The sequence below is a fragment of the Kitasatospora sp. NPDC032121 genome, from assembly GCF_055580145.1.
This window is the reverse complement of record NZ_JBVILX010000009.1, coordinates 187413-200713: the sequence shown is the minus strand read 5'-3', so window position 1 is coordinate 200713 and position 13301 is coordinate 187413. Positions and strand designations below refer to the sequence as shown.

At 74.4% G+C, this 13301-nt stretch carries 12 protein-coding genes; 7 read left to right on the top strand and 5 right to left on the bottom strand.

Annotated features, from left to right (window positions below; genetic code table 11):
* The first annotated feature begins 50 nt into the window (after positions 1 to 50).
* A complete protein-coding gene (locus ACZ5OX_RS23160) occupies positions 51 to 464 on the top strand; it encodes a hypothetical protein (protein WP_465632561.1) in 414 nt (137 codons plus the stop codon).
* Positions 465 to 662: 198 nt separating this feature from the next.
* On the opposite strand, the gene ACZ5OX_RS23155 is transcribed toward ACZ5OX_RS23160, so the two are convergent.
* The 3 genes from ACZ5OX_RS23155 to ACZ5OX_RS23145 all read right to left on the bottom strand — a co-directional run bounded on the left by ACZ5OX_RS23155 (position 663) and on the right by ACZ5OX_RS23145 (position 4184).
* Positions 663 to 1661 carry a ScbA/BarX family gamma-butyrolactone biosynthesis protein gene (locus tag ACZ5OX_RS23155; protein ID WP_465632559.1) on the bottom strand — a complete coding sequence of 333 codons (999 nt, stop codon included), beginning with the start codon at positions 1659 to 1661 and terminating at the stop codon, positions 663 to 665.
* A 207-nt stretch (positions 1662 to 1868) separates the two neighbouring features.
* Positions 1869 to 3233: an SMI1/KNR4 family protein gene (locus ACZ5OX_RS23150; protein WP_465632558.1), complete on the bottom strand. Its 1365-nt coding sequence runs from the start codon at positions 3231 to 3233 to the stop codon at positions 1869 to 1871.
* Between the two features lie 204 nt (positions 3234 to 3437).
* Entirely contained in the window at positions 3438 to 4184 is a 747-nt protein-coding gene (locus ACZ5OX_RS23145; protein ID WP_465632556.1) for a TioE family transcriptional regulator, read from the bottom strand.
* Between the two features lie 136 nt (positions 4185 to 4320).
* On the opposite strand from ACZ5OX_RS23145, the gene ACZ5OX_RS23140 reads away from it, so the two are divergent.
* The gene (locus ACZ5OX_RS23140; protein WP_465632554.1) at positions 4321 to 5514 is read left to right on the top strand and encodes an erythromycin esterase family protein; all 1194 of its coding nucleotides are present in this window, start codon (positions 4321 to 4323) and stop codon (positions 5512 to 5514) included.
* Here ACZ5OX_RS23140 and ACZ5OX_RS23135 read toward each other — a convergent pair.
* Entirely contained in the window at positions 5400 to 6614 is a 1215-nt protein-coding gene (locus tag ACZ5OX_RS23135) for a LysR family transcriptional regulator (RefSeq protein WP_465632552.1), read from the bottom strand. The genes ACZ5OX_RS23140 and ACZ5OX_RS23135 overlap by 115 nt on opposite strands.
* A 71-nt stretch (positions 6615 to 6685) precedes the next feature.
* Between ACZ5OX_RS23135 and ACZ5OX_RS23130 the strand changes: the two genes are divergently transcribed.
* Positions 6686 to 7348: a maleylpyruvate isomerase family mycothiol-dependent enzyme gene (locus ACZ5OX_RS23130; protein ID WP_465632550.1), complete on the top strand. Its 663-nt coding sequence runs from the start codon at positions 6686 to 6688 to the stop codon at positions 7346 to 7348.
* 10 nt (positions 7349 to 7358) lie between these two features.
* Here ACZ5OX_RS23130 and ACZ5OX_RS23125 read toward each other — a convergent pair whose 3' ends face one another.
* Positions 7359 to 7580 carry a hypothetical protein gene (locus tag ACZ5OX_RS23125; RefSeq protein ID WP_465632548.1) on the bottom strand — a complete coding sequence of 74 codons (222 nt, stop codon included), beginning with the start codon at positions 7578 to 7580 and terminating at the stop codon, positions 7359 to 7361.
* 407 nt (positions 7581 to 7987) lie between these two features.
* On the opposite strand from ACZ5OX_RS23125, the gene ACZ5OX_RS23120 reads away from it, so the two are divergent.
* From ACZ5OX_RS23120 to ACZ5OX_RS23105, 4 genes are all read left to right on the top strand, one after another.
* Positions 7988 to 8434, top strand: a complete 447-nt coding sequence (locus ACZ5OX_RS23120; RefSeq protein ID WP_465632546.1) for a tetratricopeptide repeat protein — start codon at positions 7988 to 7990, stop codon at positions 8432 to 8434.
* A gap of 233 nt (positions 8435 to 8667) precedes the next feature.
* Positions 8668 to 9843 (top strand): PP2C family protein-serine/threonine phosphatase, encoded by a 1176-nt coding sequence (locus ACZ5OX_RS23115; RefSeq protein WP_465632544.1) that lies wholly within the window; start codon positions 8668 to 8670, stop codon positions 9841 to 9843.
* A gap of 452 nt (positions 9844 to 10295) precedes the next feature.
* Positions 10296 to 11663, top strand: a complete 1368-nt coding sequence (locus ACZ5OX_RS23110; RefSeq protein WP_465632542.1) for an MFS transporter — start codon at positions 10296 to 10298, stop codon at positions 11661 to 11663.
* Positions 11664 to 11802: 139 nt separating this feature from the next.
* Entirely contained in the window at positions 11803 to 13116 is a 1314-nt protein-coding gene (locus ACZ5OX_RS23105) for a non-ribosomal peptide synthetase (RefSeq protein WP_465632540.1), read from the top strand.
* Positions 13117 to 13301 lie beyond the last annotated feature (185 nt).

Genomic DNA, 13301 nt, shown 5'->3' with positions numbered 1-13301 from the left:
GGCGTCGAATCGGCTGCGCGCCGATGTCAGCGGCCCCCTAGGGTGGTCTGATGTTCGATCATTTGGAGATCGGGGTGTTGCCGCCGGGACCCCGGTTCGCTGCCCAGGTGCGGTTCCGGGTCAACGGCGAGGACGTGGTCGGTGAGGCGGTTCGAGAAGGCGGCCGCGGACCGTATGCGGCCGATGTGCTGCCAGCCGGCCGTGCCGGCTCTCTTCGGGCGACCGATGAACCGCGCCGCCTGGAACTGGGGGAACCGGAGTGCACCGGTGGCTGTTGTGGCTTCCTGACCGTGGTCGTGCAGCGGTTCGGGGAGATCGTGCAGTGGTCGGACTGGGAGATGCCGCGGGCGTCTCCACTCGACCCCGATCCCTACCCTCTGCCAGAGTTCCAGTTTGACGCGACTCAGTACGACGCCGAACTGGCTCGGGCTGAGGCGGACCGTTCGTGGCGGGTGCGACCGTAGCCCAGCACTGCGCGACTCCCGGGTGAGTTCGAGCAGCGTGCGCCGATCGTTTGACCCGTGCTCCTCGTCCAGCGTTCCTCGTCCAGCCGGTCGCGTACCGGGCGAGCCGTCGGCATGTGGACGGCCCGCCGGACCGGGAGGGTCGGGCGGGCCGTTCGGGCGGTGCGGCGGTGGTGGCGGGGTCGGTGGTGGTCCGGGTCAGTGGTGGTCCGGGTGGTCGGTGAGCACGGTGGTGAAGATCGGCTCGCCGTGCTGGTGGCCGGTCACCGTGATGGTGACGGCGTCCGGGGTCTCACCGGGGATGTGCCGGGCGGTGATCGTGGTGGGGGCGTCGTGTTCGGCGTACCGGTGGAAGGTGGTGGCCGCGGCGGCCGGGGTGATGGTGGCCGGGCTGATCAGCGCGTTGGCCGCCTGTCGGGCCGCCTCCAGCAGCACCATGCCGGGCATGTGGTCGTTGGCGTGGTCGAAGAGGGTCGGGTGCCGGAAGTCGGGGGTGAGGTGCCAGCTTCCGGGGGCGTCCGCCGGGGTCAGTACGACGTCGCACGGGCGGAGTCGGCCGACCCGGGCCGGCGGGAGCGGTTCGGCGGTCACGAGCGGTGTCGACGGGTGCTCGGCGTCGTGGCGTCCCTGGCGCAGCCGCTGGTAGGTGGAGTCCGGGACGGTGGTGAAGCGGGTGTGCCCGGTGGCGGCGAGCTGCGGGCCCCGTCGGACGACGGTTTCCAGCGTGAAGTCGACCGCGGTGCCGGAGCGGCGCGGCCGGGCGAGGAGCTGGACGTCCAGGGTGAGGTCGGTCGGCGTGGCACCGATCAGCAGCTGGTGCGGGCGGGTGGTGTAGTCGAGGTTCCACATCATGAACTTGTGGTCGAGCGGTACGCCGAACCGCGTGTGGGCGAGGTAGAGCCCGGCTTGGCGAATCGTTTCAGCAGCTTGGAGCGGGTCGTGCCGGGTGCCGTCCGGGGTGCTGAAGAAGGTGTGGGCGCGCGGCCACCGCGCGGTGACGGTGAAGGCGGTGTCCGTCAGCTGCTCGCTGCCGGTGAGGAAGACCTCGGCGCCGCAGACCCGGTGGACGTACTCCTTGGCGACGGTACTGGTCGGGCAGGGCGCCGGGGTTGTTGGTGCGGCCGGGTCGAGGAGGGGTGCGGAGTCCGTTTCGATGGCGAGGGCGGGCGTGGGCGTGCGGGAGGCAAGCAGAGTCATGGGGAGCACTCCGAGGGACCGGTGACGGGCGGGGTGGGCTGCTCAGGGCTCGTAAGATACGTACCTACCGGTTTGGTTTTCAAGGAGACAGAACAATCGTTCGGCGGCCCGGTGTGATCGTACGGGCACGGTGAGTGGGTGGCTGGGGTCTGAGCCGAACTGGCCCAGCGGATCCCGGGAGTCCTGGACGAGATCACAGGCGTGGGATCAGCTGGCGGGCAGGTCCGACGGGTCGAGGTTCCCCTTGACGATGGTGTGGGGGATCGGCGGGCGGTCCCAGAGGGCGAGGAGGTCGTTGACCACGCTCACGACGGCCACCGGGTGCTCGTTTCCGTGCGCCTCGATGTCGGCGGCGGAGAGTCCGCGGGGGACCGCCCCGTTGTTGAGGAGGACGCGCCACTCGCCGGGTCCGAGGGAGAGGAATTCCAGCCCGGGCAGCCCGGTGATCTCCAGCGGCTCGGCGAGCGTGCCGGGGCGTGCGGTGAGTGTGCGGACCCGGGGCAGCCCGACGATGGGGGCGAGACTGAGGGGCGCGCCGCTGCGGTCGGAGATCTGCACCACTTCCAGCTCGGGGTGCGCGGCGGACTCGAGGTCGACCAGGTCGTGGTGGTCGCCGACCCGGGCGATGGCCGGCGACCGCCGCTCCGGGCGGCGGGCCGGGACGCTGCTCTCGAAGCCGTTGAGGACCAGTTCCGTCAGGGATTCGCCGTACGGTTCGGCGCCGATGCTCTGCTCGTGGTCGATGAGGATGACCTGTCCGAGGTGGCCGCGCGGGCCGGGCGTCAGGTCGACGGCGAACAGGTCACCGCCGTTGCTGCCGAAGACGATCCAGCCGGGCGAGCCGACCAGGCCCTGGACGGCGGAGTCGGGCGGGGTGACGACCGCCTTCGTCGCCGCGAACTGCCACGGGCAGGGCCGCCGGTCCGCGTCCAGGGCGAACAGGTCTTCCAGGGAGGAGAGTTCGCAGCCGACGGCGGATTCGGCGGCCTGCTGTTCCGCGAAGTCGGCCGCCCAGTCGCCGGATCCGTCCGGACCGGCCGGGCACACCCTGGTCGCCCGGTAGAGCGCCTTGAGCTCCTCGGGCAGTGCGACGCCGAGCCGCTCCTCGGTGGCGGCGATCTCCTCCTCGGTCGCACCGACGGCGTCGGGGAGCCTCTCGCGCAGCGTCCGCTCCAGCAGGGCCGGGTCCGCGGACGGCGCCGGCACCGCCCCGGGCATCGGGTCGGGCAGGCGGCGCCAGGGTTCGGGGACGGCGTCCTCGACCAGGACGAGCGTGCCCGGGCTCGGGTTCCGGAGGCCGTACTCCACGGCTGGGCTGGTGCCGAACACGTGCAGGACCGCCTGCCCGTCCGGCGAGACGTCCGCCACGAACAGCGCCTCGTGGCTGCCGGCCTCCACGAGTGCGCGCTGCACCGGCGCCACGGCCCGGCCGAGGGATCGCTGCTCGCTCAGGGGCAGACTCCACCCCGTCCGGCTGATGCTTCCCACCACGGGGCGGGTGCGGTCGGGACGCACGGCCCGGAGGAGCGTCAGCAGCGGCTCCCAGGTGGCGAAGTCGTGGAGCGCGGGCACAGGTGTCCTCCGAACGGTACGGCGGGTCTTGGTTGGTGGGTGGTGGGTGGTGACGCGAAGGACCCTACCGACCGTCACCGACACCGGTGGCTCCGGATTGCTCCGGGGTGGAACGGGGCGAGGAGGGTTCCCGGTCCCCGCCACGGCTGGGCGGGTTCGACGGCGGCACGACCCGCTCGACGGCGAGGACGGAGGTCAACCCCGTCAGGGCGTCTCGGGGCGCAGCCTCAGGTAGTCGTCGAGGCGGGCCGAGGCGGTGAGCATCGCCAGGCCCCGGGTGGTGAGGCGCTGCTGCCAGCCGTCGAGGGCGGCGGCCGGCTCGCCGGTGCCACCCGCCGTGCGGATCTGCCGCAGTACGGCGGCGATGCGGTCCAACAGGTAGCCGCCCCGGCGGAGCAGGTGGGCGAGTTCGGCGTCGCGGACGTCGGACGGGAGGTAGCGGCGGTGGCCGGTGGCGCGGTCCCGGGCGGGGGCGAGGATGCCGGCGGCCTCCCAGGCCCGCAGGGTCGCGGGGGTGACACCGAGCCGGTGGGCGACCTCGCCGACGGAGCGCGGGCCGGGCAGCGCGGGCAGTCCGGTTCCGGCGGTGGTGCCGCCGGTCAGGTGGGTGCCGCTGGCCGGGCGGGTGCCGCCGGTCAGGTGGCCGACGGCCTCGCGGACGGTGGCGAGGGTCTCCCGGTCACGCAGCAACTGGGCGTGGCCCCGGTCGAGTTCGGTGAGGGCGTCGCCGATCCGGTCGGCATGGACGGCGGTCATCACCGCGGCGGCGGCCGCGCGTCCGTACGCCGGGACGAGGGCGAGGTAGGCGCGTAGGGCGGCCGCGTGCTGCTCGGTGTAGATCCGGTATCCGGTGGGCGTGCGTTCGGCGGGCGGGAGGCAGCCGTCGCGCTCGTAGTTGCGGATCGCCTGGGTCGAGATGCCGTGCTCGCGCGCGAGGTCGGCGGGTCGCATGGTCGTCTCCCGTTCCGGGCCGGTTGGGCGTGCGGGGCCGATCGATCGTTCGGGGCCGTTTGAGGCTTTCTGTCGTCGCTGAGCGCCGGTGACGGAAAAAGTCTCAACCGTTCCTTCAAGGATACGCTTGAGGTCCATGAACCAGGACATGCATGACTTCGTCACCCCGGCGTGCGAGCTTCTGGGCCTCGGTGAGCCGACCCACCAGGAGCCGGCGTTCGGGCTGGTCCGCAACGAGCTGTTCGCCCGACTGGTCGACCGGGGCTTCCGTTCGATCGCCCTGGAGACCGACCGGGTCGCCGCCTTCGCCGTGGACGCCTACGTCCGGGAGGGCGTCGGCACCCTCGACTCGGCGATGCGGGACGGCTTCACCCATGGCTTCGGGGACCTCGAACCCAACCGCCGACTCGTCGCCTGGATGAGGGAGTTCAACCGGGAACGGCCGGCCGGCGAGCGACTGGCCCTGCACGGCTTCGACATCCCGACCGAGACCACCAGCGCACCCAGCCCGCGCCGCTACCTCGAACACGCCTGCGACTACCTCGGGCTCGGCCTCGACCTCGGCCTCGAAATCGCCCGTCTGGTGGGTGAGGACGAGCGCTGGAGCCGCACGGAGGCGGTGATGGACCCGGAACAGTCGCCCGGCGGCACCGCCGAGGCGGCGCGGCTGCGCTGCCTCGCCGACGACCTCCTCCTCCGACTCGACATGCGGGCGCCGGAACTGATCGCGGCGACCTCGTCCGCGGAGTGGTGCGCGGCCCGCACCCGGCTGACCGCCGGGATCGGACTGCTGCGCTACCACGCGCAGTCGGCGGTCCCGGGCCTCACGGCGAGCGACCGGATCAGCGCCCTGTCCGGCGTGCGGGACGCGCTGATGGCGCGGAACCTGCTCGACATCCGCACGGTCGAGGCCCGGCGCGGACCGACCCTGGTCTTCTCCCACAACCTGCACCTGCAACGGAACCCGAGCGCCTGGTCGTTCGGCGAGCTGGACTGCCGGTGGTCGGGGGCGGGCCGCACCGTGGCCGCGCTGCTGGGCGAGCGGTACGCCTTCGTCGCCGGGAGCCTGGGGCGCAGCGAGGCGATCGGGCTGGCCGAGCCGGCACCGGGGACGTACGAGTCCCACCTGCAAGCGCGCGGTACGGTCTGGGAGTTGACGGACACCGCACTGCCGGTCGAAGCCCGTACGCGCACCGACACCGTCCCGCGGCAGGGCTACTTCCCGCTCGACCGGGAGGTGCTCGACGGCGCGGACGCGCTGCTGCACGTCGCCGACGGCGCGGCGGTGCAGCCCGCCACCGGCGGAGCGGCGGTGCCGGCCGGAGGCTGAGCGGCGGCAGGCCCGGGGTAGGCCTGCCGCAGGTGGGCCACCAGGGCGGCGGTCGGCGGTGAGGCGGGCTGCCCGGTCGACCAGGCCAGCGCGATCCGGACCCGGGGGACGGGGTCGGTCAGCGGGCGCACCCGCAGACCCGGCACCGGGCCCGGGTCCGGTACGACGGCCACCCCCAGGCCGTGCGCGGCGAGTTCGGCCAACTGCGGTGGCGCGGCCGCCTCGACGCCGACCGCCGGTTCGACACCGGCCTCGGCCAGGGCGCTCTCCAGCGCGGTGCGCAGACCGGTGCCGCGCGGGGTGCTCAGCAGGGCGTGCCCGGCGAGCGCGGCGACCGGCAGCGAGCGCCAGCCGGGCGCGGAGCCGACGGAGCCGCCGGCGGGGCCGGGGCCCGATACCGCGCCCGAGGCGTCGGCAGGGCCAGGGCTGGGTCCGGGGCCAGGACCGGGACCAGGACCAGGGCCGGGGCCAGGACCGGGACCAGGACCGGGATCAGGACCCGGGCCTCCCACGAGCGGGTGCCCCACCGCACAGGCCGCGACCAGCGGGATCTCCAGCACCGTGTGCAGGGCGAGCCCGGTCAGCGCCGACCAGCCGTCGTCGCCCTCCCGCCCGCTCGCGGGGGCGGGCAGGCCGACGACGGCGAGGTCCAGCCGGCCCTCGCGCAGGGCGGTGAGCATCCGTGCGGTGGTGTCCTCGGCGAGCGAGAAGTCGATGCCGGGGTGTTCCTGGCGGAACGCCGCGAGCGTGGTGGCGAGCCCGGGGAAGGTCCCCAGCCCGGACGGCGGGGTCAGGGCAGCCCCGGCGACCATGCCCAGTCGTACGTGCCCGCGCCGCAGCCCGCCGAACTCCTGGGCCGCGCGGTGGGCCGCCGCCGCGGAGGCGAGGGCCGCCCGGGCGTGCGGCAGCACCGCCTCGCCGGCCGGGGTGAGCCGCACGGTGCGGCCCGAGCGGTCGAGCAGTCGGTGGCCCAGCTCCCGTTCCAGCTGCCGGATCTGGGAGCTCACCCCGGGCTGGGTCAGGTGCAGCAGCTGCGCGGCCCGGGTGAAGCTGCCGTGCTGGGCGACGGTGACGAAGTACCGGAGCTGCCGCAGTTCCATAACTCCCGATCATAAGTGCCAGAACTTCCCGCTCTTGGACGGGCGTACGGTTCCGGCCGCAGGCTGGACGCATGGAAACCGTGCCGCGCAACGAGGACACCGGACAGCTCCACTGGATCCGCGAGCAGATCGCGGCCGAGCGCCGTGAACTCGCCCGGGTGTTCGCCGCCTTCACCCCCGAGCAGTGGAACTCGCCCTCGCTGTGCGCGGGTTGGCGGGTTCGCGAGGTGGCGGCGCACATGAGCACCGGCTTCCGGTACTCGACGGCGCGCACGGCCGTCGAACTCGCCCGCTCCGGCGGCAACCTGCACCGCATGGCCGACCGGATCGCCCGCCGCGACGCGGCCGCCATGAGCGAGCGCGAACTCGCCGCCGCCCTGGCCGATCACGCCGATCACCCCTGGCGTCCGCCCGTCGGCGGCCGGATCGCCGCCCTCGCCCACGACGCCGTCCACGGGCTCGACATCACCGTGGCGCTCGGTCTGCCCGGCCGCCTCCCGCTGCCCCGGGCGGCCGCCCTGCTGTCCGCCCTCACCCCACGCGGCCTGCGGTTCTTCGGGGCCCGACTGGACGGAGTCCGACTGGTGGCGACGGACACCGGCTGGTCGCACGGCGAGGGGCCGCTGACCGTGGAGGGGCGGGCGGAGCACCTGCTGCTGGTGGCCTACGGACGCCGGGTCCCGGAGGGCCTGCTGACGGGGCCCGGTGCGGGGCGGTTCGTCGCCGGCGGGTGAGCGCGCGTCCTCACCTGTGCCGGGTCCGGAGCCACTCGGTGAGGGTGGCGTGCAACAGCTCGGCCTGGGCGCGGTCCAGGATCACCGTCGCCGCGGAGCCCGGGCCCTGCGAGCCGTCCTCCGGTGGCCGGCCGAGGCCGAGCCGGAGGTGCTCCACCGGGACGGGCCGACCGCCCTCGGGTTCCGGAAGGCCGCTGAACCGCACGTCGGGATGGCAGCGGTCGGGGATCACGCCGAGCTCCAGCCAGCCCCCGCGGGGGTCGTCGTCGGCGGGGCTGACGTGTGAGCCCTGGTAGGACCCTCGGGGCGGGCGCGTTGCCGTGGCTGTCGTCGCCGAGGTACAGCCAGGTGGCGAAGACGGACGTCGGGTCCTCCTCGGGGAACCGGATCGTTCACCGGCGTGCTGCACACCTGGGGCGTCGCCCTCCACCTGGTCGGCAACGACAGCTACCAGGACAACGTCCTGCCCAGCGGGCTACCCGCCGGCTCTCCGGAAGGGGCCCTCGACTGCGCGGGTGACCTCTACCTCACCGCACCGGCCGTCCGACCAACGCCCCTCTACGAAACCGGCCGACCGGCATCACCTAGTCTTCACGGAAGCCCGATCGCACGAAGCTCCGAGCCATGACAGGGACGGCCATGCAACTGCCCGATGAGGTCCATGCCGAGATCACCGAGCTGTGTCAGGAGGGTGATGCCCTGGTCGGAATGGGAGAGCTCGACGAGGCCGTGCTGCGCTACATCGAAGCCCTCCGGCTGCTGCCGGGCGATCCCCGGGACTGGGCGGCCTCGACCTGGATCTACGTCGCGATCGGAGACGTGCACTTCCGACGCGGTGTTCACGACAAGGCCCACAAGTGCTTCCACAACGCCGCTCAGTGCCCTGACGGACTCGGCAATCCATACATCCACCTTCGGTTGGGCCAGACCACCTTCGAGCTGGGCGACCACGACCGAGCTGCGGATGAGCTGATCAGGGCCTATATGGGTGGCGGACCCGAAATCTTCGAAGAGGACGACCCCAAGTATCTCGAGTTCCTGCGGACCCGTGTGGACCTGAACCACTCCGGCAGCGCAGGCTCCTGACGGCTCACCGTCGACGAGCCGCCGGGGCCAACGCGGGCCACCCGGCGGCAACCATGAGGGACGCCTGGAATTCGGCCTCTACCCCGACACCCCGCCGGCCTGACCCCTCCGCGCCTGTTCGAGGAGAGGCCCTGGAGCGGGGCCAGGGCGGCCGTCCTGCGGGTTTCGTGGGGCCGTGACTACGATCGGAAGAAGTCCTTCCGGATGGTGGTGAGACGGAAGCCAGGTCGCCGATGGCCCCGAGGTCCGCGCAGTGGCCGCCGTACGTGCGGGTCGCGCCGTGGTTGCTGACCGCCGGCGGGCTGGTGTGGAACGCGCTGGAACCGACCGACTACTGGGGCGACCCACTGCTCGCGGCGGCGGCCGTGCTGGCGGGGGCGCTGCTGGCGCTGGGGGACACCGTCGCGGTGGGGGCGGCCAACGTCCTGGGCATCCTGGTGCTGTTCACCCAGGACGGATCGCTCGGGACCGGCGCCGGCTACCTGGAGCTGGCGAACACGGCGTTCGCGGCGCTGCTCGGGATCTGGGTGAACCGCGTGGTGGCCCGGCACGGCCGGCAGTTGGCGCGGGTGCGGTCGGTGGCCGAGGCGGCGCAGCGGGCCGTGCTGCCGGAGCCGCCCGCGCGGGTCGGGCGACTGTCGGTCGCGGCCTGCTACCGCGCCGCCCAGGACGAGGCGCTGATCGGCGGGGACGCGTACGCGCTGCAGGTCACCCCGTACGGCGTGCGCGGGCTGATCGCCGATGTGCGGGGCAAGGGGCTGCACGCGGTCGGGGCGGTCTCGGTGCTGCTGGGCGCCTTCCGGGAGGACTCGCACCGGCTGCCGGACCTGTCCGCGCTCGCCGACGCGCTGGAGGACTCGCTGCTGCGGGAGAGCGAGCGGATGAGCGAGGAGGTGCGGCTGGAGGGGTTCATCACCGCCCTGCTGGTCGAGTTCCCGCCGGGGGAGGAGAGCGTGCGCACGCTCGACTGCGGGCACCCCGGCCCGTACCTGCTGGGCCCGTACCCGTCGGGCGGGCCCGCGCCGCCGGTGCGCCGGCTGGACGCGGCGGACCCGGGGCTGCCGCTGGGGATGGGCGGGCTGGGCGGGGCGCGTCCGGCGCCGGAGAGCCGGCCGTTTCCGGCCGGGTGCACGCTGCTGCTGGTGACCGACGGGGTCACCGAGGCCCGGGACGCGGCGGGGGAGTTCTACGACCCGGTGCTCGGCCTGGCCCCGCTGGGGCCGTTCGCCGGGCCGGGGGAGGTGCTGGACGCGCTGGTGGTGGACGTCGGGCGGTGGACCGGCGGGCCCAGGGACGACGACATGGCGCTGCTGGCGATCACCCGCCGGGCGGCGCGGGCGTCGGAACAGGGACCGGCACCGGCACGGACGCAGGCGCGGATGCGGGCGTGGGCCGAGACGGACGGGTAGTCGAAGCGTGCGGCGGCGCGGCCCCGAGCCGGGCGGCCCGTTTCGGTGGCGGCCCGTTTCGAGGGTGGCCCGTTTCGGGGGCGGCTCGTAACCCGCCCGGTGATCCCCTTCTACGGCTCGCTTCGGTCACGCCGGTATCACGATGAGGTGTCGCTGGGGATGCACTCCATGGAATCCGGCCAAGTTGAAGGCCGCCGTCCGGTGGCTGGAAAGCCTGCGTCCGAATATCGGACAAGAAAATGGACGGATGGGCCCGGGGGTGATCGGAGTGCCCGTCGGCCGGTGCCGCCTAGGCCGACGGGCGCCGCGGGCGGCGCGGCAGCACGGGAGGCCGCCGTAAGGAGCGCGCAAGGGCCGGTCGGGGGAGTGGCGGGATTCGGCCGACCTGCGGTCCGTCCGGAAACGAACCTGGTGCTTGCCCCGTGTCGAAGAGGTGACCGAGAGTCGCACCGATGAACGAGAAGCCCAGCTCCCGCCAGGCCCGTCTGCTCGGCCACCGCGATTTCCGACTCCTGTTGACCGGAGCCGCGGCGGCCCAGACGGGCAGTCAGGTCACCCTGGTCGCCCTTCCGTTGGTGGCGGTGATGGTGCTCGACGCCACGCCGTTCCAGGTCGGCCTGCTGACCGCCGCCGAGACCGCCGCCTTCCTGCTCGTCGGCCTCCCGGCAGGCGCCTGGCTGGACCGGATGCGCAAGCTGCCGGTGCTGATCCGGGCCGACGTGGTGCGCTGCCTGGCCGTGGGGTCGATCCCTCCGGCCGCCGCGTTCGGGGTGCTGACCATGCCGCAGCTCTACGTCGTGGCGCTGGTCACCGGGGTGGCGACGGTGTTCTTCGACGTCGCCCACCAGTCCTTCCTGCCCGCCGTCCTGCCGCGCGAGCAGCTGGTCGGCGGCAACGGGGCGCTGGAGACGGTCCGCTCCTCGGCGCAGATCGCCGGTCCAGGCCTCGGCGGCGGACTGGTCCAGCTGCTCGGGGCGCCGCTCGCCATCGTGGCCGACGCCTGCGGCTACCTGGCTTCCGCGCTGCTGCTCGTCCGGATCAAGGCCGAGGAGCCGCGACCGGAACCCGCGCCGGGGCGCTCGCTGCGCGCCGAGGTCGGGGAGGGCGTGCGCTTCGTGCTCGGCCACCCGCTGCTGCGGGCGATCGCGACCGCCACCGCCACGTCGAACCTGTTCTCCGCGGTGCTGACCGCCGTGCAGACGGTGTTCTGGGTGCGGGTGCTCGACCTGTCGCCGGGCGCCATCGGCGTACTGCTGTCGGTCTCCGCCGTCGGCGGACTGGCCGGTGCGCTGTGCGCAGGGCAGCTCGCCCGGTGGATCGGCCAGGCCCGGCTGATCTGGGTGTCCACCGTGGTGACGGCGCCGTTCGCGCTGCTGTGGCCGCTGTCCGGCAGCGGCGCGGGCGTGGTGCTCTTCGGTCTGGCCTCCGGGGTGGTGCTGTTCGGCGCCGTGGCCTACAACGTCGCCCAGGTGAGCTTCCGCCAGAGCGTCTGCCCGCCGGAGCTGCTCGGCCGGATGAACGCCACCATGCGCTTCCTGGTGTGGGGCACCCTGCCGATCGGCGCCCTGGTCGGCGGCGTGGTCGCCGACGCGGCCGGGCCGCGCACCGCACTCTGGCTCTGCGCCGCGGGCTTCCTGCTGGTGCCGCTGCCGCTGCTGCTCTCGCCGCTGCGCCGGATGCGCGAGCTGCCGGGCCCCGACCGCACGGGCGGCCAGGCCCCGGGCAAGGACGCTGCCGAGGGCGCCACCGAGGACGTCACCGCGGGCGCCACCAAGGGCGCCACCGACGAGGAGAGTGCCGTGAGCCCCAGCGCGCCCTGACCGTCGGCCCGCCCGTACCACCCGGACCTGAGCAACGCCCCGGCCGAATCCCAACCGAACCCCCTGACCGACTTCCCCGGCCGAATCCCCCCGACCGATCCCCGACCCGAGCCGCGACCGGAAACCGGAGACCGTTCCCGTGCACGCCAGCATCACCGCCGCCTACCTCGCCCGGTACCGCTCAGCCGCCGCCGAATCCCCGGTGGAGCTGCTCCCGCTGACCGGCGCCCAGCGGCGCTTCCTGATCACCCGCCGGCTCACGCCGCAGAGCCGCACCGACATCGTCCCGCTGCTGTTCGCCTACCCGCGCGGCACCCTCGACCTGGACCGACTGGTCCGCGCCGCGGCCGCGGTGGCCGCCCACCACCCGGCGCTGTGCGGCGGCTTCGCGACCGTGCGCGGCACACCCGTGCTGCGCGCCGGCGGCCCCTCGGCCGAGGCCGCCCGGATCGCCGTCGCCCCCGGCGGCACCGCCCGCGCGGCGCTGCGCTCGGCCCTGCTGGACTGGCCCGCCGACGGACCCGCGCTGCGCCTGCTGGTCGCCGCGGACCCGGACGGGGACGAGGAACTGCTCGCCCTCGCACTCGACCACGCCGCCTGCGACGAGCAGTCGCTCGGCGTGCTCACCGCCGAGCTCAGTGCCGCCTACGAGCAGGACGAGTCGCCGGCCGACGGGCCCGCCCCCCAGGCGCTGGCCGACTTCCGGCAGGCCGTCGAACTGCAGCTCGCCGCCGAGGACGCCGCCGGCGGCCCCGCCGCGCGGGCCCACTGGGGCCGGCGGCTGGGCGGCGTGACCGGGGCGGGCGGCAGCGCCGCCACGTCCACCGGCATGCTCACCGAGCGGCTGCCCGCCGCCGAGGGCGCCGCCCGCGGCGCCGTCTTCCCCGCGCTGCTGGACGCGGTCGGCTCGGCCCTGCACCGGGCCCACCGGGCGGCGGGGGCGGACCGGACGGAGGCCGGGGGAGGGCGGCTCGCACTCGGCTACCCGTGGGGCGGCCGACCGGTGGGTGCGCCCACCGTGCTCGGCTGCTTCCTCAACACCCTGGTGCACCCGGCGACTTCGGAGCGGTCCACGGACCTGGACGCCCTCGCGGACGCCTGGTGGGACGACCTGGACCACGCCGGCACCCCCTTCGACGAGGTGGTCCGCGCCGCCCGCACCGCCGGGGCCCCGTGGTCGGGCGCCCTGGACGCCCTGCTCACCATGGAGGACACGCACCGCCGCCCGCCGCTGGTGCTCGGCGGCGCCGCCGGCCGGGAGGTCCACCTGGAGGGGCGCCCGCTCGCCGCGCCACTGGCCGTCTCCGCCTCGAACGGCGACGACCTGCTGATCCGACTGGCCTGGGACCGCGACCGCTTCCCCGAGGCCGACGCCCACGCGGCCTTCGGTGAACTACTCGCCGTGCTGCGTCACCACCTGCACGCCCGGCCGTCCCCGGTCCCGCAGGCCTGAACGGGCCTGCCCGAAGACGGCAGGCGTGAACGGGCCTGCCCGAACACGCCCCGCCCTCCGGGGCCCGCCCGAACACGCCCCGCTGCTCGGGCGGCCCGCACCTGCCCCGCCCTCCCGGGCCCGCCCCTTCGAACCCACGCGTTCCGAACCAGCCCGCCTCGTACGCCCGCGCCCGCACGCCCCAG

Excerpts from the sequence above, each read along its gene's own strand:
- ACZ5OX_RS23160 (WP_465632561.1), top strand. The coding sequence starts at position 51 with ATGTTCGATCATTTGGAGATCGGGGTGTTGCCGCCGGGACCCCGGTTC.
- ACZ5OX_RS23155 (WP_465632559.1), bottom strand. The coding sequence starts at position 1,661 with ATGACTCTGCTTGCCTCCCGCACGCCCACGCCCGCCCTCGCCATCGAA.
- ACZ5OX_RS23145 (WP_465632556.1), bottom strand. The coding sequence starts at position 4,184 with ATGCGACCCGCCGACCTCGCGCGCGAGCACGGCATCTCGACCCAGGCG.
- ACZ5OX_RS23140 (WP_465632554.1), top strand. The coding sequence starts at position 4,321 with ATGAACCAGGACATGCATGACTTCGTCACCCCGGCGTGCGAGCTTCTG.
- ACZ5OX_RS23135 (WP_465632552.1), bottom strand. The coding sequence starts at position 6,614 with ATGGAACTGCGGCAGCTCCGGTACTTCGTCACCGTCGCCCAGCACGGC.
- ACZ5OX_RS23130 (WP_465632550.1), top strand. The coding sequence starts at position 6,686 with ATGGAAACCGTGCCGCGCAACGAGGACACCGGACAGCTCCACTGGATC.
- ACZ5OX_RS23120 (WP_465632546.1), top strand. The coding sequence starts at position 7,988 with ATGCAACTGCCCGATGAGGTCCATGCCGAGATCACCGAGCTGTGTCAG.
- ACZ5OX_RS23115 (WP_465632544.1), top strand. The coding sequence starts at position 8,668 with ATGGCCCCGAGGTCCGCGCAGTGGCCGCCGTACGTGCGGGTCGCGCCG.
- ACZ5OX_RS23110 (WP_465632542.1), top strand. The coding sequence starts at position 10,296 with ATGAACGAGAAGCCCAGCTCCCGCCAGGCCCGTCTGCTCGGCCACCGC.